The sequence below is a fragment of the Buttiauxella noackiae ATCC 51607 genome (assembly GCF_001654865.1).
GTDB classification, from domain to species: domain Bacteria; phylum Pseudomonadota; class Gammaproteobacteria; order Enterobacterales; family Enterobacteriaceae; genus Buttiauxella; species Buttiauxella noackiae.
The window spans coordinates 23931-43659 of the sequence record NZ_LXEO01000032.1 but is presented as its reverse complement, the minus strand read 5'-3'; the positions used below and the strand labels follow the sequence as shown (position 1 = coordinate 43659).

21 protein-coding genes are annotated in these 19729 nt (G+C 51.4%); 15 read left to right on the top strand and 6 right to left on the bottom strand.

Annotated features, from left to right (window positions below; translation table 11 throughout):
* The first annotated feature begins 3 nt into the window (after window positions 1-3).
* Together M979_RS12090 and M979_RS12085 are read left to right on the top strand one after the other, a co-directional pair.
* Window positions 4-825 (top strand): aldose 1-epimerase, encoded by an 822-nt coding sequence (locus M979_RS12090; RefSeq protein WP_064555072.1) that lies wholly within the window; start codon window positions 4-6, stop codon window positions 823-825.
* Between the two features lie 170 nt (window positions 826-995).
* On the top strand, window positions 996-2147 hold the full coding sequence (locus tag M979_RS12085) for a 3-phenylpropionate MFS transporter (RefSeq protein ID WP_064555071.1): 1152 nt from the start codon (window positions 996-998) through the stop codon (window positions 2145-2147).
* Here the strand turns inward: M979_RS12085 and csiE are convergent.
* Window positions 2134-3414, bottom strand: coding sequence for a stationary phase inducible protein CsiE (gene csiE, locus M979_RS12080; RefSeq protein ID WP_064555070.1), 1281 nt, complete (start codon window positions 3412-3414; stop codon window positions 2134-2136). The genes M979_RS12085 and csiE overlap by 14 nt on opposite strands.
* A 137-nt stretch (window positions 3415-3551) precedes the next feature.
* Between csiE and M979_RS12075 the strand changes: the two genes are divergently transcribed.
* Together M979_RS12075 and M979_RS12070 are read left to right on the top strand one after the other, a co-directional pair.
* The gene (locus M979_RS12075; RefSeq protein WP_157093240.1) at window positions 3552-4187 is read left to right on the top strand and encodes a DUF1007 family protein; all 636 of its coding nucleotides are present in this window, start codon (window positions 3552-3554) and stop codon (window positions 4185-4187) included.
* Window positions 4178-5161 (top strand): nickel/cobalt transporter, encoded by a 984-nt coding sequence (locus M979_RS12070; RefSeq protein ID WP_064555068.1) that lies wholly within the window; start codon window positions 4178-4180, stop codon window positions 5159-5161. The genes M979_RS12075 and M979_RS12070 overlap by 10 nt, the downstream gene beginning before the upstream one ends.
* Window positions 5162-5197: 36 nt before the next feature.
* Here M979_RS12070 and suhB read toward each other — a convergent pair whose 3' ends face one another.
* Window positions 5198-6001, bottom strand: a complete 804-nt coding sequence (gene suhB, locus M979_RS12065) for an inositol-1-monophosphatase (protein ID WP_034459225.1) — start codon at window positions 5999-6001, stop codon at window positions 5198-5200.
* A gap of 119 nt (window positions 6002-6120) precedes the next feature.
* Between suhB and trmJ the strand changes: the two genes are divergently transcribed.
* From trmJ to sseB, 11 genes are all read left to right on the top strand, one after another.
* The gene (gene trmJ, locus M979_RS12060) at window positions 6121-6861 is read left to right on the top strand and encodes a tRNA (cytosine(32)/uridine(32)-2'-O)-methyltransferase TrmJ (RefSeq protein ID WP_034459223.1); all 741 of its coding nucleotides are present in this window, start codon (window positions 6121-6123) and stop codon (window positions 6859-6861) included.
* Window positions 6862-6991: 130 nt separating this feature from the next.
* Window positions 6992-7495 carry a Fe-S cluster assembly transcriptional regulator IscR gene (gene iscR / locus M979_RS12055; RefSeq protein WP_034459221.1) on the top strand — a complete coding sequence of 168 codons (504 nt, stop codon included), beginning with the start codon at window positions 6992-6994 and terminating at the stop codon, window positions 7493-7495.
* Between the two features lie 239 nt (window positions 7496-7734).
* On the top strand, window positions 7735-8949 hold the full coding sequence (locus M979_RS12050; RefSeq protein WP_034459218.1) for an IscS subfamily cysteine desulfurase: 1215 nt from the start codon (window positions 7735-7737) through the stop codon (window positions 8947-8949).
* A 43-nt stretch (window positions 8950-8992) separates the two neighbouring features.
* Window positions 8993-9379 carry a Fe-S cluster assembly scaffold IscU gene (gene iscU, locus M979_RS12045; protein ID WP_034459216.1) on the top strand — a complete coding sequence of 129 codons (387 nt, stop codon included), beginning with the start codon at window positions 8993-8995 and terminating at the stop codon, window positions 9377-9379.
* Between the two features lie 22 nt (window positions 9380-9401).
* On the top strand, window positions 9402-9725 hold the full coding sequence (gene iscA, locus M979_RS12040) for an iron-sulfur cluster assembly protein IscA (RefSeq protein ID WP_034459215.1): 324 nt from the start codon (window positions 9402-9404) through the stop codon (window positions 9723-9725).
* A gap of 71 nt (window positions 9726-9796) precedes the next feature.
* Complete coding sequence (hscB, locus tag M979_RS12035; RefSeq protein WP_064555067.1) at window positions 9797-10312, top strand: co-chaperone HscB; 516 nt, start codon at window positions 9797-9799, stop codon at window positions 10310-10312.
* Window positions 10313-10325: 13 nt separating this feature from the next.
* Window positions 10326-12176 carry a Fe-S protein assembly chaperone HscA gene (hscA, locus tag M979_RS12030; RefSeq protein ID WP_064555066.1) on the top strand — a complete coding sequence of 617 codons (1851 nt, stop codon included), beginning with the start codon at window positions 10326-10328 and terminating at the stop codon, window positions 12174-12176.
* A 1-nt stretch (window position 12177) separates the two neighbouring features.
* Window positions 12178-12513 (top strand): ISC system 2Fe-2S type ferredoxin, encoded by a 336-nt coding sequence (fdx, locus tag M979_RS12025; RefSeq protein WP_034459208.1) that lies wholly within the window; start codon window positions 12178-12180, stop codon window positions 12511-12513.
* A 12-nt stretch (window positions 12514-12525) separates the two neighbouring features.
* A complete protein-coding gene (gene iscX, locus M979_RS12020; RefSeq protein WP_034459203.1) occupies window positions 12526-12726 on the top strand; it encodes a Fe-S cluster assembly protein IscX in 201 nt (66 codons plus the stop codon).
* A 73-nt stretch (window positions 12727-12799) separates the two neighbouring features.
* Window positions 12800-14086, top strand: coding sequence for an aminopeptidase PepB (gene pepB / locus M979_RS12015; protein WP_064555065.1), 1287 nt, complete (start codon window positions 12800-12802; stop codon window positions 14084-14086).
* A 111-nt stretch (window positions 14087-14197) separates the two neighbouring features.
* Window positions 14198-14974 carry an enhanced serine sensitivity protein SseB gene (gene sseB / locus M979_RS12010; RefSeq protein WP_034459199.1) on the top strand — a complete coding sequence of 259 codons (777 nt, stop codon included), beginning with the start codon at window positions 14198-14200 and terminating at the stop codon, window positions 14972-14974.
* A gap of 4 nt (window positions 14975-14978) precedes the next feature.
* Here the strand turns inward: sseB and M979_RS12005 are convergent, their stop codons facing one another.
* The 4 genes from M979_RS12005 to M979_RS11990 all read right to left on the bottom strand — a co-directional run bounded on the left by M979_RS12005 (window position 14979) and on the right by M979_RS11990 (window position 19622).
* Entirely contained in the window at window positions 14979-15752 is a 774-nt protein-coding gene (locus M979_RS12005) for a MurR/RpiR family transcriptional regulator (protein WP_034459197.1), read from the bottom strand.
* Window positions 15752-16603, bottom strand: a complete 852-nt coding sequence (sseA, locus tag M979_RS12000) for a 3-mercaptopyruvate sulfurtransferase (protein WP_064555064.1) — start codon at window positions 16601-16603, stop codon at window positions 15752-15754. The genes M979_RS12005 and sseA overlap by 1 nt, the downstream gene beginning before the upstream one ends.
* A 95-nt stretch (window positions 16604-16698) precedes the next feature.
* A complete protein-coding gene (locus M979_RS11995) occupies window positions 16699-18066 on the bottom strand; it encodes a 6-phospho-alpha-glucosidase (protein WP_064555063.1) in 1368 nt (455 codons plus the stop codon).
* 11 nt (window positions 18067-18077) lie between these two features.
* Window positions 18078-19622, bottom strand: a complete 1545-nt coding sequence (locus tag M979_RS11990; protein ID WP_064555062.1) for a PTS transporter subunit EIIC — start codon at window positions 19620-19622, stop codon at window positions 18078-18080.
* Between the last annotated feature and the right edge of the window lie 107 nt (window positions 19623-19729).

The following is a 19729-nucleotide window of genomic DNA, read 5'->3' as shown; positions in this document are numbered from 1 at the left end:
GTTATGGAAAGTCTGAAACTCGAAAATGAACACTTACGTTTAACCGTCGCCCCGCAAGGGGCGGCAATCCTCAGCCTGGATTCGTTAAAGCACCAGCAACCGATTCTTTACGCAGGTGAAAAAGCACTATTCCCGATGCTACCACTGGCAAACCGCGTCGCCGGGAATTGCTTTCGGCTACACGGAGAAATGGTCACGTTGCCGAAAAGTCCTGTCGATGAACAGTTTTTTCTCCATGGCGACGGCTGGCTTAAAAGCTGGCAGGTAGAAATCCAGGATGGTAAGCAGGTGGTTTTGACACTGGATAGTCGCCATGAGTGCGGGTTTGATTATCACGCGCGGCTGATTTACCGGCTGGAAGGTAAGCGTTTTATTGCTGAGCTTCAGCTCACTCACCGGGGGAGTCAGTCGATGGTTTATGGGCTGGGTTTTCATCCCTTTTTCCATCTCACACCCGCGACACGCGTGCAGTTTGGAGCAACGGGTTTCTGGCCTGAAGGAGAGAATCACTTACCTCTTGAGTGGAGTGACCAACTGACGGCGCAAACCAATTTCATCACGGCGAAAATCCCGGACAACCAATGGCTGAATGTTGGCTATTCCGGTTGGAACGGTTTGGCTTTGATTGAAACTGGTGGCCTGCTGGTGCAGCTAAAATGTTCCACGCCGTACTTGATGGTGTTCCGTATGGCGGGCGAACCCTTTATTTGCCTTGAGCCACAAAGCCACCCGGTGAATGCCCACAACATGCCTGGGCAGCCGGGGTTGGTATTGCTGCAGGGAGGGGAAACGACACGGCTAGCAATGGAAATCATGGTTTTGTAGGTCGGATAAGCGTGAGTGCCATCCGTGAATGCCGTTGGATGGCGCTGCCGCTTATCAATCCAGGTAAATCAATAAAGCCGTTTAATTATTGCGTGTTATTAGTCTGTTAATGAATGCTTGCAAGCACGCCAGCGCTCGGACACACTAGCGCCTCCAAAACGGGAGGGATCATGGTTTTGCATTCAACGCGCTGGCTGGCGCTCAGTTATTTTACCTACTTCTTTAGCTACGGGATTTTCCTGCCATTCTGGAGTGTCTGGCTTGCCGGAGTTGGTCTACCACCTGAAACCATAGGACTGTTGTTAGGGGCTGGATTAATCGCCCGTTTCCTTGGTAGTTTGCTTCTTGCACCTCGAGTTACCGACCCTTCCCGACTTGTCTTTGCTCTGCGTTTACTTGCCTTACTCACTTTGCTATTTGCCGTTGCTTTCTGGTTTGGGCAAACCGCCACCTGGCTTTTGATTGTGATGGTCGGTTTTAACCTGTTCTTCTCACCGCTGGTGCCGCTTACCGATGCGTTGGCTGGAACCTGGCAGCGTCAAATCACCATGGATTATGGCCGTGTACGCTTGTGGGGATCGCTGGCGTTTGTGATAGGTTCCGCCATGACGGGCAAACTGGTGAGCATGTTTAGCTATCAGGCGATTCTGGTGCTGTTGAGCATTGGTGTCGCATCAATGCTTATCGGCATGATGCTGCGCCCATCCGTGATGCCGCAAGGTGAAACTCGCCATCAAGAGGGTGCGGGCTGGCCTGCCTGGAAAAAACTGGTGCTCGGTTCATGGCGTTTTCTTGCCTGTGTAACGTTATTACAAGGTGCCCACGCGGCTTACTACGGGTTCAGTGCGATTTACTGGCAGGGCGCAGGGTATTCTGCTTCGGTTGTCGGGTATCTATGGTCGCTGGGTGTTGTCGCGGAAATTGTGATTTTTGCGCTCAGCAACAAGTTGTTCCGCAACTGGAGTGCGCGGGACTTACTGCTGCTTTCTGGTGTGACAGGAATACTGCGTTGGAGCCTGATGGCCTGGACCACCGATTTGCCGTGGCTGATTGCCGCGCAAATCCTGCACTGCGGTAGTTTCACTGTTTGCCACCTGGCGGCGATGCGTTATATCTCCGCGCGCGAAGGTAATGAAGTGATCCGTTTGCAGGCTGTCTATTCAGCCGTAGCAATGGGCGGTGGGATTGCCATTATGACCATGTTCTCCGGCTATCTGTATCAGCACATGCAGGGCAATGTGTTCTGGGTTATGGCGCTGGTGGCCGTTCCTGCATTGTTCATTCGGCCACGCCCCGTTTCATATTGCGTTAACACTCAATAATCTTACGGATCTGCTGCTGCTGGTGATCACCCAGCGGCAGCGTGACGTGAATCAGTGGCGGTGAGTACAGTGGCAATGTGGTGGAGTAGGGTGTAATCACCAACACGACTTCTTTCGGCGCCCCCTCTTTTTGGTAACTGTGAATCGTCAGGTGTTTAATATTGAGCGGCAGTAACGTGAGCTCGCGAAGCTGCTGTTCAACACTCTGTTCAAGTTCAATATTATTGCCAGTGAGCAGCAAAACCTGCTTTTCATGCAGATCATTTTCCTGCATCAGCCATGCTCCGAATATCACAGCCACCAGTCCCACTTCTTCATCTGAAAAACGCATTTCAAAATGGTTTTCAAAATCATTGAACGCTTCACGTGTGGTGCGCATTAAGCGTGGGTAAAGGCGGGTTATTTCTTCCGGTAGGCTGTTATCAATCCCAATACCGAACTGGCAACGATCCAGTGCCTGAGCAAGATGAATGTAGAGTTGGTCACTCAGGCCTTGTTCATCGCTAAAGGACATACCCGCCAGCTCGCGAAAGCGAGCAATCATTCCGCAAATAGCCGAGCGTAAGCGTAAATCTTGCTCATGATTGTCGTGAATCGGGTCGGGAGTGCGTAGTAACTGGAATAATAGCGCCAGGAATAATTGCTCGTTTTCGTTGGCTGATTGCAACATGCGACGCTTCCAGTGGCGGGCAATCTCAAGCGCTGCCACAAACTCCGGGCGTATTTGCGTCCACGCGCGTTGCTGCTCAGTGAATTCTGGTGTGATCCCAGCATGATGCTGGTGCAAACAGTACTGCAAAAACAGCGTTAAAAATTGTACGTCGCGGCTATCAAATTGCCGTTGTAATCGTCGTGCGCAAAGACCGATCAGCGCCTGGAGGTTTTTCTCGTCATATAACGCAGTCAGGATCCCTTGCTGTTTAAGCTGGGTTTTAAGCGCAGGGGTAAACTGCTGCTGCACAAAGTGTGGGCATAGACGCAACGCACGGCGTAACCAGTGCAATAAGCACAGACGGCGGTCTAAAGATGTGCCCTCAATCCGATAGCTACCATCCTGCTGTGTGATAAGCCTCAGCCGGTGATAGCGCTGGATTTCATCGCCGGTGTCGGCTATATCTTGCAGGGCTTTGGTGTCATCGACCCCGTTGAGCCTTGCGAGGATCTCGGGAGTGACGGTTTGGCCCGGTAAGTAAAGCAACAAAAGCAGGTGGCAGCGGCGCTGCGGACTGGAGAGTACAGATGGTGGTGGGGAGAGCAGTGTCATCATCCGCGTAACCAAGTCAAAGTTATTAATGCTAAGAGTAGCTAAACCTTTTGTCGTAGAGAGCCACATATGAGCTTTTTAATTACGTAATTCTGACTGGCTCACAGAATTTTAAGCTTGAGAGAATAATGAGCAGGAAAATGTGTAACAGAATTGCGTTTTTCGCCTTGAGTAGCGTGCTTTTTAGTCCGGTGGCTTTGGCACACCCACATAGTTTTATCACCCTTGTGACGACGGTGATGACCGAAAACGACCAGCTTACTGGCCTTAAAATGCAGTGGACGATGGATGAAATCACTTCAGCAGATCTACTGTATGACGCGGGTAATGCCAAACCTGACTCACCGGTGTGGAAGAAATTGGCAGCCGAAGTCATGGCCAATGTTTTGGGCCAGCATTACTTCACTGAGTTTTGGCATAACGGTAAAAAAGTGACCTTTAATAACCTGCCGCCTGAGTATGGCCTTGCTCGAGTAGGACATCAGGCCGTGTTGACCTTTGTTTTGCCGCTTGCACATCCGCAACCATTGAAGGGGCAGACGTATCAGTTTGCGACGTTCGACCCGACCTATTTTGTCGATATGAGTTATGACAACGCCAGTGATGCCAAATTGCCGAAAACATTAGACTCACTTTGCAAAATCGCGGTGAAAACCCCGCAGCCAAACGAAGATACGCTGGCTTTCGCGCAATCGCTGGATAAAGCCGATGCCCCTCCCGAGGATATGGAACTGGGTAAACAGTTTGCTCAACAGGTGATATTGCAATGTCAGTAATGCCTTCAGCTAAACCCCATTCACGCCGTTGGCTTCACCTGTGGCCACTGGCATTCTTCCTGCTGGTTTGTGCAGGAGCACTTTACAGCTTGTGGTATTACTGGCCGCAAATCCTCATCGACAGTGCGATGTGGCAGAAATCGATTAACCAGCAAATGAGCACACTTCTGCGTGAGGTTGCCGAGAACCCTGCGCGTGCAGGTTGGTCGTTGCTGTCATTTAGTTTTGTTTATGGTGTGCTTCACGCATTAGGGCCCGGCCATGGGAAAATAGTTATTACGACCTGGCTTGCGACACATCCATCACGCCTGAAAAGCAGCCTTAAATTGACGTTTGCAGCATCTTTATTGCAAGGGTTGGTGGCGATTGGGTTGGTAACGATAGTGCTGGGTATTCTGGCGTTGCCGTCGCGCCAATTGCACATGAGTAGTTTTTGGCTTGAGAAGGGAAGCTATTTGCTGGTGGGGGTTTTAGGTGTGATGTTGTGCGGTCGAGCCCTACGTAAATTGCAACGTGTGCTGCGAAAACCGAAGCGTTTCACTTCATTCACGCCTCATCATGTACATGATGAAAAATGTGGCTGTGGTCATCAGCATTTACCCACGCAGCAACAGCTTGCAGCAGGAGAAGACTGGCGTGCCCGAATGATGATTGTTTTATCCATGGGGATGCGCCCATGCTCCGGGGCAATTATGGTGCTGCTGTTTAGCAAAGTGATTGGTGTGTATAGCTGGGGAGTGATGTCGACGCTTGCGATGGCTGCCGGCACATCAATTACCATTTCTGGCCTGGCCTTTTTAGTCCACGGGTTCCGTCAGCTTGCGGTACGCATTAGTGGTAACAAAGCACCCGTTTTATGGCGGCAAGTTGCCTGGGCAACACTGGCATTTGCAGGCGGTGGCATTTTAGTATTAGCAGCAGTGGTGATGTGGCTGAGTGCTCAACCGGTAATGCGCGGGATTCGACCTTTTTAATTGAATGCCTTCCCGACGGGAAGGCATTTTCTGAGATTAACGCTTCAGCGCTTCGCTCAGTTCATCACGCATGGTTGCCAGCATCGCTTTAACAACACGTGGGTTACCTGCAACGATGTTGCCGCTGGTCAGGTGGTTATGGCCGCCGGTGAAATCACATACCAGGCTACCAGATTCGCGAGCAATCAGTTCACCAGCTGCGAAATCCCAAGGCTTCAGGCCAATCTCGAAGAAACCATCAACACGGCCAGCCGCAACGTATGCCAGATCCAGTGCAGCAGAACCGGTACGACGGAAGTCAGCACACTGAGTGAACAGTTTAGCAACGATGTTGATATATGGAGTGGCGTGTTGCTTGAGCTTGAATGGGAAGCCCGTTGCCAGAATGGTGCCATCGAGGTCACGTGCATTGCTGCCGCGCAGACGGTAACCGTTCAGCTGTGCGCCTTGACCACGAACGGCTGTGAACAGCTCATTACGCATTGGGTCATAAACGACGGCAACCTCGGTGCGGCCTTTAACACGAACAGCGATAGATACAGAGAAGTGCGGCAAACGTTTGATGAAGTTTGAAGTGCCATCCAGAGGATCGATAACCCATTGCACATCCTGCTCGGTACCCGCCAGTTCGCCTGATTCTTCAGCGACAATGGTGTGTTGCGGGTAGGATTTGCGGATAATTTCGATAATCAGGCGCTCAGCCTCTTTATCTACGTTAGTCACAAAATCGTTGCTCCCTTTTTGACTCGCTTCTACAGCGTCAGGGGTTTCGTAGTTCTTGGCAATTAAATTGCCCGCCTTGCGCGCAGCGCGCACGGCGATGGTGAGCATCGGATGCATCGGTCTCTCTCTGGATGTTAAAGAACGGGAAAACGCGGCGGAGTATAGCAGAGCGTTCGGAATATGTCCCAGGGTTATGATAGGATATCGCGATAATCTTTTCAGGCTATGAGTCAACGATGCTGCAAAACGTACGTATAGTGCTGGTTGAAACCTCCCACACCGGCAACATGGGCTCTGTAGCTCGTGCAATGAAAACCATGGGGCTGACAAATCTGTGGCTGGTTAATCCACTGGTAAAACCTGACTCTCAGGCAATCGCACTCGCGGCGGGCGCCAGTGATGTTATTGGTGAAGCGAAAATTGTCGATACGCTGGATGAAGCGTTAGCCGGTTGCAGTCTGGTGGTCGGCACTAGTGCGCGTTCACGCACGCTGCCTTGGCCGATGCTCGATCCGCGCGAATGTGGTCTAAAGAGTATTTCTGAAGCGCAACATGCACCCGTGGCAATTGTGTTTGGCCGCGAACGTGTTGGTTTAACCAATGACGAATTGCAGAAATGCCATTACCACGTCGCGATCCAGGCAAATCCAGAATACAGCTCGCTGAACCTGGCAATGGCCGTGCAAATCCTTGCCTATGAAGTACGTATCGCCTGGCTTGCTACTCAAGAAGAGGGCAAAGAAGTTGCCGTTGTTGAAGATCAGACTCAGTATCCATCGGCTGACGATCTTGAGCGTTTTTACGTTCACCTGGAACAAGTATTGCTGAAAACCGGCTTTATTCGCACCAGCCATCCGGGACAGATTATGAGCAAATTACGCCGCTTGTATAACCGTGCACGCCCGGAAACTCAAGAGCTTAACATTCTGCGCGGCATGCTTTCTTCTATTGATAACGAGAAAAAATCCGGCAAATAATACTTGAGTAAATTACTGGGTTAAATAGTTGACCAATTTACTCGGGAATGTCAGACTTGCGACCTGCTATGTGACAATCACATTTATAAAAAACCCCCGGTTCGAGGGGCGATTTGAGGTTAAGTAAGACATGAGACTGACATCGAAAGGACGTTATGCTGTGACCGCAATGCTTGACGTTGCGTTGAACTCCGAATCAGGTCCAGTACCGTTGGCTGATATTTCTGAACGTCAGGGAATCTCACTCTCCTACCTGGAGCAGTTATTCTCCCGCCTGCGTAAAAATGGCCTGGTTGCCAGCGTTCGTGGTCCTGGTGGCGGTTATCTGCTGGGTAAAGAAGCAAACAGCATCGCAGTCGGCGAAGTTATTAGTGCCGTAGATGAATCTGTCGATGCAACGCGTTGCGCGGGCAAAGGTGGCGACGGTAAAGGTGGTTGTCAGGGCGGCGATAAGTGCCTGACTCACGCACTGTGGCGCGACCTGAGTGACCGTTTGACTGGTTTTCTGAATAACATCACTTTGGGTGAACTGGTGAATAACCAGGAAGTGTTGGACGTCTCTGGCCGTCAGCACAGTGAAAACCATCGCAGCACGCGCGCTCAAGACGCAATCGACGTTAAACTGCGCGCATAATTTACCCGTCATATTTCGGGTTGCAACTGCGTTGGCCGCACTTGTTCGCCCCAGTCACTTACCTGATGTAAGCTCCTGGGGACTCTCAAGTTTGCCGCCTTGCTGCAACACGCACTATTTAGGGTAAAAATAAAATAGATTTCAGAATTAGGCCGGGGTGTCATGCTCCGTCAACAAGGTCGTTCATTCAGCCTGTTGCCTGATTCATTGCATTGAGTGATGTACGGAGTTTAAGAGCAATGAAATTACCGATTTATCTCGATTACTCTGCGACTACGCCGGTTGACCCGCGTGTTGCGCAGAAAATGATGCAGTTTTTGACTATGGACGGAACCTTCGGTAACCCGGCTTCTCGTTCTCACCGTTTCGGTTGGCAGGCAGAAGAAGCTGTTGATATCGCCCGTAACCAAATCGCTGAACTGGTTGGTGCAGACCCGCGTGAAATCGTCTTTACTTCCGGTGCAACTGAATCTGATAACCTCGCTATCAAAGGTGCGGCTAACTTCTATCAGAAGAAAGGCAAGCACATCATCACCGTTAAAACCGAACACAAAGCTGTGCTGGACACCTGTCGCCAGCTTGAGCGTGAAGGTTTTGAAGTGACTTATCTGGCACCACAGAGCAACGGTATTGTTGACCTGAACGTGCTGGAAGCAGCGATGCGTGACGACACCATTCTGGTTTCTATCATGCACGTGAATAACGAAATCGGCGTGGTGCAAGATATCGCGAAAATCGGCGAAATGTGCCGTGCGCGTGGCATTATCTATCACGTTGATGCAACTCAGAGCGTGGGCAAACTGCCTATCGACTTGAGCACCCTTAAAGTTGACCTGATGTCTTTCTCTGGTCACAAAATCTATGGCCCGAAAGGGATCGGCGCGCTGTATGTTCGCCGCAAGCCACGTATTCGTATCGAAGCTCAGGTACACGGTGGCGGTCACGAGCGCGGCATGCGTTCGGGTACTCTGCCTGTTCACCAGATTGCAGGTATGGGAGAAGCTTACCGTATCGCTAAAGAAGAGATGGAGACCGAAATGTCCCGTCTGCGTGCGCTGCGTAACCGTCTGTGGAACGGCGTGAAAGATATGGAAGAAGTATATCTGAACGGCGACCTGGAAAATGGCGTGCCAACTATCCTCAACGTGAGCTTTAACTACGTTGAAGGTGAGTCGCTGATTATGGCGCTTAAAGACCTTGCGGTTTCTTCCGGGTCTGCCTGTACATCAGCAAGCCTCGAGCCATCCTATGTGCTGCGCGCACTGGGTATGACCGACGAACTGGCTCACAGCTCTATCCGTTTCTCTTTAGGTCGTTTTACTACTGAAGAAGAGATCGACTACACCATCGAACTGGTACGTAAGTCCATTGGCCGTCTGCGCGAACTTTCTCCACTGTGGGACATGTTTAAGCAGGGCGTGGATATTAATTCCATCGAATGGGCTCATCACTAATCGCTCGTTTCGAGCGTCGATATCGGATTCAGGAGAATAAAAAATGGCTTACAGCGAAAAAGTAATTGATCACTACGAGAACCCGCGCAACGTTGGTTCTTTTGATAACAGCGATGACAGCGTCGGTTCCGGCATGGTGGGTGCACCAGCATGTGGTGACGTGATGAAGTTGCAGATCAAAGTCAACAATGACGGTATCATTGAAGACGCGCGTTTCAAAACCTACGGCTGTGGCTCTGCCATCGCTTCCAGCTCGCTGGTAACCGAATGGGTTAAAGGTAAATCTCTGGATGAAGCGCAGGCTATCAAAAACACCGACATTGCAGAAGAACTCGAACTGCCACCGGTGAAGATTCACTGCTCAATCCTTGCAGAAGACGCGATTAAAGCGGCTATCGCGGATTATAAAAGCAAGCGTGAAGCTAAATAGTAAATTTGATTGAGGTTGTTGTATGTCGATTACCCTTAGCCATAGCGCTGCCGATCGTGTGAATGCCTTCTTAGCTAACCGCGGAAAAGGCTTTGGTTTGCGTTTAGGTGTTCGTACTTCTGGCTGTTCTGGCATGGCTTATGTTCTGGAATTTGTTGATGAACCGATGGCAGAAGACACCGTGTTCGAAGACAAAGGCGTGAAAGTGGTCATCGATGGTAAAAGCCTGCAATTTTTAGACGGTACCGAGCTCGACTTCGTCAAAGAAGGTCTTAACGAAGGGTTTAAATTTACTAACCCTAACGTGAAAGATGAGTGTGGCTGCGGTGAAAGCTTCCACGTCTGATACTCGCAAATACCCCGTGTAGCGTTAGTTGTACGGGGTATCACGCTCTACTATGAAACCCCGAGTCTGTTATGGATTACTTCACCCTCTTTGGGTTACCGGTAGGCTTCGCCCTCAACACTGAGCTGCTTGCTACCCGTTACCAGGAGCTGCAACGCCAGTTCCACCCTGATAAATACACCAGCCGCCCTCAGGCGGAACAGCTGTTGGCGGTCCAACAATCTGCGACCATCAACCAGGCCTGGCATACGTTGCGTCACCCATTGCCGCGCGCCGAGTACATTCTCTCCCTCAACGGTTTTGATCTGGCGAACGAACAGCATACCGTGCGTGATACCGCGTTTTTGATGGAACAACTCGAATTGCGCGAAGAGCTTGATAATATCGAGCACGCCAAAGATAGCGACCGCCTGGAAGCTTTTAGCGGCAATGTTAGTGCGATGGTGAAAAACCGCATGGCTTTGATGGTACAGCAACTGGATAATCAGGACTGGACGCAGGCGGCGGATACTGTGCGTAAACTGCGTTTTCTCGATAAACTGCGCAGCCAAATAGAACAACTCGAAGAAAAGCTGCTCGATTTTTAACTGGAAGCTCAATATGGCGTTATTACAAATTAGTGAGCCGGGCCTGAGTGCGGCACCTCATCAGCGTAAGCTTGCGGCAGGTATCGATTTAGGCACCACCAATTCACTGGTTGCAACTGTTCGCAGCGGGCAAGCTGAAACGCTGCCTGACCATGAAGGGCGTCATCTGCTTCCTTCTGTGGTGCACTATCAGCAACAAGGCCTGAACGTGGGCTGGGACGCGCGAGCGCAAGCTGCAACCGATCCGGCAAACACTATCAGCTCGGTAAAACGTCTGATGGGCCGCTCGCTCGCTGATATCCAGACTCGTTACCCGCATCTGCCTTATTCATTCAAAGCGAGTGAAAATGGCCTGCCGATGATCGACACCCCGGCCGGGCTACTGAACCCTATTCGTATTTCATCCGACATCCTCAAAGCACTTGCCGCGCGCGCAACCGAAGCGCTGGAAGGTGAACTTGATGGCGTGGTGATTACCGTACCTGCTTATTTTGACGATGCACAACGTCAGGGCACTAAAGACGCCGCGCGTCTGGCTGGCTTGCATGTGCTGCGCCTGCTTAATGAACCGACCGCCGCGGCTATCGCCTACGGTCTGGATTCTGGCAAAGAGGGCGTTATCGCGGTTTACGATTTGGGCGGCGGTACGTTTGATATTTCTATTCTGCGCTTAAGCCGCGGCGTGTTTGAAGTCATGGCAACCGGCGGCGACTCTGCGCTGGGCGGCGATGACTTTGACCATCTGTTAGCTGACTGGCTGCGTGAGCAAGCTGGCGTTGCCGATCGCAGCGACGACCGCGTTCAGCGTCAGTTACTCGACGCCGCTATTGCCGCGAAAATCGCCCTGAGTGATGCTGAAACGGCTACCGTAGAAGTGGCTGGCTGGACGGGCACCGTGACTCGCGAACAGTTCAACGAACTGATTGCAGCGCTGGTTAAGCGTACTTTGCTGGCTTGCCGTCGTGCGCTGAAAGATGCAGGAGTTGAAGCGGATGAAGTGCTGGAAGTCGTCATGGTTGGCGGTTCAACCCGTGTGCCATTAGTGCGCGAACGTGTTGGCGAATTCTTTGGCCGCACGCCGCTGACTTCCATTGACCCGGATAAAGTTGTCGCCATTGGTGCAGCCATTCAGGCGGATATTCTGGTGGGTAACAAGCCGGATAGCGAAATGCTATTACTGGATGTTATTCCGCTGTCGCTCGGCCTCGAAACCATGGGCGGCCTGGTTGAGAAAGTCATTCCACGTAACACCACAATTCCGGTAGCGCGTGCACAGGACTTCACGACTTTCAAAGACGGCCAAACGGCAATGTCGATTCATGTGATGCAGGGCGAGCGCGAACTGGTGCAAGATTGCCGTTCCCTGGCTCGTTTTGCACTACGTGGAATACCTGCAATGCCTGCGGGCGGCGCGCATATTCGCGTCACCTTCCAGGTTGATGCAGACGGCTTGCTGAGCGTCACCGCCATGGAGAAATCCACTGGCGTTGAAGCGTCTATCCAGGTGAAACCTTCTTATGGCCTGAGCGATGGCGAAATCGCCAGCATGATTCAGGACTCCATGAGCTATGCCGAGCATGACGTGAAAGCGCGCATGCTCGCAGAACAAAAAGTCGATGCGGCCCGCGTGCTGGAAAGTTTGCAGGGTGCATTAGCGACAGATGCTGTGCTGTTGAGCAGTGCAGAACGCGCAGATATCGACGCTGCAATGGCGGCACTTCATGCCGCCGCTGCCGGTGATGACATTGATGCGATTGAACAAGCCATTAAAAACGTAGACAAACAAACACAGGATTTCGCCGCACGTCGTATGGATGAATCAATCCGTAAGGCGCTGAAAGGCCACTCCGTGGACGAGGTTTAACATGCCAAAGATTGTTTTTCTGCCTCATCAGGATTTGTGTCCAGATGGTGCAGTTTTGGAAGCGAATGTCGGTGAAACCATTCTTGATGTTGCGCTGCGCAACGGTATTGAGATTGAACACGCCTGTGAAAAATCCTGTGCTTGCACCACTTGCCACTGTGTCGTGCGTGAAGGTTTCGACTCCCTTGCTGAAAGCACGGAAGACGAAGACGACATGTTGGACAAAGCCTGGGGTCTCGAACCTGAAAGCCGCTTAAGCTGCCAGGCGCGTGTAACGGATGAAGATCTTGTGGTTGAAATGCCACGTTACACCATCAACCATGCACGTGAGCACTAACAGGAGTAGCTTATGGGACTGAAATGGACCGATAGCCGCGAAATTGGTGAAGCTCTGTACGATAGCCGCCCGGATCTTGATCCAAAAACGGTACGTTTTACCGATCTGCACCAGTGGGTCTGCGATTTGGAAGATTTTGATGACGATCCAGGCGCATCCAATGAAAAAATTCTGGAAGCGATTCTGTTAGTCTGGTTAGATGAGACTGATTAATTGAACCAAGCGGGCTGCCTCAGGCGGCCCGTTTTTATATGAAGCATGAGCTGAAAAGTATAAGGAAAAGAAAATGTCAGAAGCCATGAAAATCACGCTATCCACGTCGCCTGCCGATGCGCGTTGGGGCGAAAAAGCCGCTTATAGTATTAATGACGAAGGAATTACCCTGCACCTAACAGGCAAAGATGACCTGGGGCTAATCCAACGTGCGGCTCGTAAAATTGACGGCCAGGGTTTGAAGCACGTACAGCTGGCGGGTGATGGCTGGGATGTCGAGAAAAGCTGGGCATTCTGGCAGGGTTACCGTGCGCCAAAAGGCACCCGTAAAGTTGACTGGGCTGTGCTGAGCGATGAAGAACAAAAAGAACTCAACAACCGCCTGAAAATTATCGATTGGGTTCGCCACACCATTAACACCCCTGCTGAAGAACTCGGCCCGGAACAGCTCGCGTCTCGCGCGGTTGACCTGCTGTGTGATGTAGCCTGCGATAACGTTTCTTACCGCATCACCAAAGGCGAAGATCTGCGCGAGCAGAATTATATGGGCATCCACACTGTTGGCCGTGGCTCCGAGCGCCCACCGGTACTGCTGGCACTGGATTACAACCCAACTGGCAACCCGGATGCACCGGTTTATGCCTGCCTGGTCGGTAAAGGTATCACCTTCGACTCCGGTGGCTACAGCATGAAGCAAAGCGCGTTCATGGACTCTATGAAATCCGATATGGGCGGCGCTGCCACCATTACCGGTGCACTGGCCTTTGCTATCACTCGCGGTCTGGATAAGCGTGTGAAATTGTACCTTTGTTGCGCGGACAACCTGGTCAGCGGCAACGCCTTCAAACTGGGTGACATCATTAAATATCGCAACGGCAAAACCGTTGAGATCATGAATACCGATGCGGAAGGCCGCCTGGTGTTGGCTGATGGCTTGATTGACGCTTGTGCGCAAAAACCAGAACTGATCATCGACTGCGCCACCTTAACCGGTGCGGCGAAAACTGCGTTGGGTAACGATTATCACGCGCTGTTCAGCTTCGATGATAGGCTGGTAAACCGCCTGATGGAAAGCGCTGCGGCAGAAAATGAGCCATTCTGGCGCTTGCCGCTGGCTGAGTTCCACCGCAACCAACTGCCGTCTAACTTTGCTGAGCTAAACAACACCTCTAACGCGTCCTTCCCAGCAGGTGCGAGCACCGCTGCCGGGTTCTTGTCCCACTTTGTGGAAAACTATCACGAAGGTTGGCTGCACATTGACTGCTCTGCTACTTACCGTAAAGGTGCTGTTGAGCAGTGGTCTGCTGGCGCAACAGGCATTGGTGTGCGCGCGATTGCGAATCTGTTAGTTAGTAAGTAACACGACTTTTGTAGGGCGGATAAGCTTGTGCCATCCGCCACCTTCTCAAGTAAATGGTGGATGGCAATTCGTTAATCCACCCTACAAATTATGCTTTCCCCTGGAACGACCATGTCAGAACTCAAAAATGAACTTGAAACGCTGCTTGAGCAGGCGGCCACTGAACCCGCTCATCGCCCGGCATTCTTCCGCGTGTTACTGGAATCCACCGTTTGGGTACCGGGGACTGCTGCTGAAGGCGAGGCCATTGACGCCGATAGTGCTGTTGAATTGCAGCACTGGGAAAAAGACGATGGCACCTCAGTCATTCCGTTCTTCACCTCTGTTGAGGCGCTTCAACAAGCTATTAGCCACGAGCAGGCATTTGTTGTGATGCCGGTGCGCACGCTGTTTGAAATGACGCAGGGCGCGACGCTGTTTCTGAATGCAAAATTGCCAACTGGCAAAGAATTTACCCCGCGTGAAATTACGCACTTAATCAGCGCTGAAAGCGATCCTTTAACCCAGCAGGAAGTGCTGGATGGCGGGACATCTTTGCTGCTTTCCGAAGTCGGTGAGCCACCTGCACAAATGGTTGATTCGCTCACTACTCTGTTTAAAAACCTGAAAACCGTGAAGCGTGCTTTTGTCTGCTCGATTAAAGAACACGCCGACGAACAGCCAAATCTGCTGATTGGTATTGAAGCAGAAGGTGATATCGAAGCGATTATTCGCCAGGCGGGAAGTGTTGCCACGGATACAATCCCTGGCGATGAACCGGTCGATATCTGCCAGGTGGTGGAAGGTGAGAAGGGTATCAGTCACTTTATGATGGCGCATATAACGCCATTCTATGAGCGCCGTTGGGGAAGCTTCCTGCGCGATTTTAAAACCAATCGGATTATCTGATTTTTTATGCTGTTGCCTGCAACAGCAATAAATCGATAAGCATCACCAGATTCGACTCAAACGAGGTGATCCCTGCGGCTTCAGCTGCATAGTGGATTGCCTCGTCATACAGTGGAAAGTGCACATCAGCCAGCCCGGACAAACTGTTTGGCGAAGCCCGTGTAAATGCCACGATCGACATCCCCACATTTTGTGCAATTCGCGCCTTATCCAAAACTTGCTCAGTTTCACCGCTTCGAGAAATGGCGATGAATACCTGATACTTCGAGGCATTACTGAGAAATATTCCCCGGCTATCGCCAGGCCCGGAAATAAAGGCAGTTTTTCCGAGCACCTGAAGTTTCTTTGTCAGATATTCAGCGAATAAATAGGAAAACCCCGCGCCGTATAAAAAGAAGCTCTCTTTTTCGCGCAATAGCGTAGCAAACTTCGCCATTAGTTCGGGTGTGACCCAACGGAAAGTCTGGCGGTAATTATCGACAAACTGGTCGAATAAAACCGGCAATGCGGAAGCGGGCTGGGCAGGCTGGTTTGCAATATGCGGAGTGCTGGAAAGCAGTTGCTTACAGTGCCAGATAAACTCACTGAAACCGCTAAATCCTAGTTTCTGGCACAACCGCATAATGGTCGCGCTAGAAACAAACGTCACCTGAGCAAGTTCCCGGACTGTGATATTACCTACCAGCAGCGGATGGTTTGTCAGATGCGAAAGAACGCGGTATTCAGCGCGGGTTAAAGATTCCCCGCGCTCAAGAAGACCAGCCAGTCGGTTGTCCATTACTGGGATTGGGCTGGTTCGACAGGTAAATCTGCGCGTGCACCCCATTCACTCCAGGAGCCGTCGTAGAGTGAAACACCGTTAACGCCAAGTGTAGTTAACGCAAGGACGACCACGGCGGCCGTTACGCCTGAACCGCAACTGGCGATAATCGGTTTATCAAAGCTAACGCCCTGGCGGGTAAAGATTTCACTCAGTTCATCGGTCGTTTTCAACTGGCCATTTTCTACCAGATCGCCCCAGGGCACGTTCACAGCACCTGGAATATGCCCACGTCTTAAACCAGGACGAGGTTCATCCACTTGTGCTTTAAAACGCGGGGCAGGGCGGGCATCAACAATCTGCGCAGTGCCTTCATGGCTAACCAGCAGAACATCGGTCAGGCGCTTAATCACCATTGGATCGAAATTCACGGCGAATTCGCCCTCCGGCAATTGAACATCACCTTGTTGTAGAGGCAGTTCTTCGCGCTGCCAGTCGGTCAGGCCGCCTGCAAGAATCGACACATTTTCAACGCCGAAGGTACGCAGCATCCACCATGCTCGTGGTGCGGAGAACAGATTACCTTCATCATAAACGACCAGATGTTTATCACTACTGATACCCAGCTCTCTCATGGCGACAGCAAAGGCTTCAGCGCGTGGCATCATATGGGGCAGTGGACTGGTGTGGTCGGAAAGGGCTTCAATATCGAAAAATACCGCGCCAGGCAGGTGGCCGGCACGATATTCGCCAGCGATATCACGATGCTCCTGGCCTGGAGGCAACATGCGAGCATCAATAATCTGGATATTCTCATCATTAATATGTTCTGCGAGCCAGTCGCCCGCGACGAAGAAAGAGGTGGACATGGTTGCCTCCGAATGATTATTCACTATCAGATTGTCGGTGTTTTTCGGCAAACCGACAAGCAACCATATCCACCGCTGCGAGGTGTGCCGTAAATTTAAACTTTTACTAACTCCCCGTTTCGCCACGCCTGTTGAAGTTGCGGCCAGTAATCGCGATTAGCTTCAATCATGTCGTCGAGAATCGCTTTTGCATGCTGCATGGTTGGCACGGTGCGGTTAAGCGTAAACGCCTGCAACGCCTTCTCGTAACTGCCTTCGATGGTAGCTTCAACCAGCAACTGCTCTGAGGCTAACTGCTGCATCAACAATGTCTGATGGAACAGTGGAACCGCGCCCATGCGCACCGGTTCTGGCCCTTCGGAAGTGATATATGCAGGAACTTCAACCATTGCATCGTACGGCAGGTTGGCAATCGCTCCTTTATTTTCCACAATGACCAGATGGCGCTGGCGTAAATCAAAGGCCAGAGAGCAGGCGACATCAACAATAAACACGCCGTGCACACCTACGTGGAAGGCATCCGGCAAAATACCGGTTTGCTTGTATTCCGCGGCGGCGGCAAACAGTTTTTTCTCACGCCCATTCATTACTTCGTTAGCCCGGGTGTAGTCCGGGTTTTGATGCCGAACGATATCGTTCGGCATCAGGTAATACTGCAAATATGGATTCGGCAGGTATTCCGGGAAATGATCCATAATCGGCTTAATGTGGCGCCAGGTTTTCACCCATGACGGGTCAGAATGCTGCGGATCGGTTTGCGCGGCATCTTCTGTCAGCAGGCCAAACTTAGCGATATGGCGGCGCAGCTCTGGCAGGCGATCTTCACCATCAACCAGCACACGGGTAAACCAGCCGAAATGGTTCAGGCCGAAGTAATCAACTTCGAGCTTGTGGCGGTCAACCCCGAGGATGGCACCCATATTGCGCATCGCCGCAACCGGCATATCACAAATATTGAGCACTCGCGCTTTCGGGCGCAGGCGACGCACGCCTTCAGCAACAATTGCCGCCGGGTTGGAATAGTTCACAATCCACGCTTTTTGATGGGCATAACGCTCAACAAAATCACATAACTCGACCATCGGCAAAATGGTGCGCAGGCCATATGCCAGCCCGCCTGGCCCGCAGGTTTCTTGCCCAACCACACCATGGCGTAGAGGAATTTTTTCATCCTGTTCACGCATCTTATATTGCCCGACGCGCATTTGTGCGAAGACAAAATGAGCGCCGCTAAATGCCACCTCAGGGTCAGTAGTAACGGTAAATTTGATGCTCTGGCTATGGTCGCGAATGACTTTCTCAACTACCGGAGCAATGACCGACTGGCGTTCACCATCAATATCGTAAAGGCGAATTTCAGCTAACGGGAAATCGGCCAGGCGCACCATCAGGCTTTTAACAATGCCCGGCGTGTAAGTACTACCGCCACCGGCAATGGACAAAATAAACGGGGGTTTAAACATCATTGACTCCTTTAGAGAAACGTCTCTACTGCTTCACGCATTTTTTTGACATGCAGCCCGTAGACCACCTGAACGTTATTACCTTGTTTAATCACCCCTTTCGCGCCAGTTGATTTGAGGCGGGGTTCGTCGATAACTGACACATCACGCACTGTGACTCGCAGGCGGGTATAACAGTTGTCGACCACTTCAATATTGGCCCGGCCACCGAGGCCTTCCACGATAGCTTCACCAAGCCCGTCATTACTGCCTTTGGCTTGATACTCTTGTTTGCTATATAACTTTGTCTCCTGGTCATCACTCTCACGCCCTGGCGTTTTCATGTCGAAACGGCGAATCAGGAAGCGGAACACCAGGAAATAGATAACCGACATCGTCAGCCCGACGGCGATATACATCGGCCAGTTGGATTTTTCAGTGCCAAGCGGCAGGTTATAGAGAATGAAATCGATAATGCCGTTGGCACCGATGGCGTGAACGCCCAGCAGATAGAACAGCATCATACCTATGCCGGTTAGCACCGCATGCACACCGAACAGCAGCGGGGCGACAAACAAGAAGGAAAACTCCAGCGGCTCAGTCACGCCAACCAACATGGACGTCAGCGCCGCAGGAATGAGAATGGCTTTGGCCGCTGCTTTGCGCTGAGGTTTTGCTGTCATATACATGGCGAGTGCCGCAGCAGGCAGACCGAACATTTTGCTGATGCCACGCGCATCCCACACTACGGTGCTGCTAAGTTGATGGACGCTCGGACACGCCATTTCTGCGAAGTAAATGTTGCGCGCACCCTGATAAACACTGCCGCAAACATCAGCAGTCCCGCCTAATTCGGTATACAGGAATGGGGTATAAACCAGGTGATGCAGGCCCGTTGGCACCAGAATACGTTCCAGGAAACCGTAGATGGCAACGCCAAATGCCCCGGCACCTTTAATCGCCAGCGCCAGTGCGCTAATGCCATGCTGATCAAACGGCCAGAGTTCGCTCATCACAACGCCTAATAGCATTGAAACCGGCAGCATAATAATGGCGACAAAACAGTGGCCGGAGTAAATGGCCATCGCGCCAGAAAACTGTACGCCGGAATAACGGTTGTACAGATATCCTGAAAGCGCGCCGGTGAGAATCCCGGCAAAGACACCCATCTCAAGAACTTGTACGCCTAAAACCATACTTTGCCCTGCGGCACGCATTTGGTCGACTGGCGCTAACTCGCCCTGCAATTGCAATGTTACGTTCATCGCATTAATGAAGACGATAAATGTGACCAGACCAATGAGTGCGGCATAGCCTTTGTCTTTTGCAGCAAGACCAATGGGAATGCCGACACCGAATACCAGCGCAAGGTTCGACAGAACCGAAACGGCAGATTTAGAAATCAACACGCCCGTGTGCTGAATAGAGGAATGGCCGAGGAACGGTAAATATTCGGCCAGGTTGCCATTGCCCAATACATTACCGAACGCGATAAATAAACCGACGATAGGTAAAATAAGCACAGGCCCGTAGAGTGATTTTCCGAAGTTTTGTAGGGCGTTAACGGCACTTTTCATTTAGCAGTCTCTTATTATTACTTTGGCTAAACACCGCGTTGAGGCAGCGACTCAGAGCGAAATGTAGCAAGGAAAAAGGGAGAGCATCCATCTATCTTGTTGTTTTA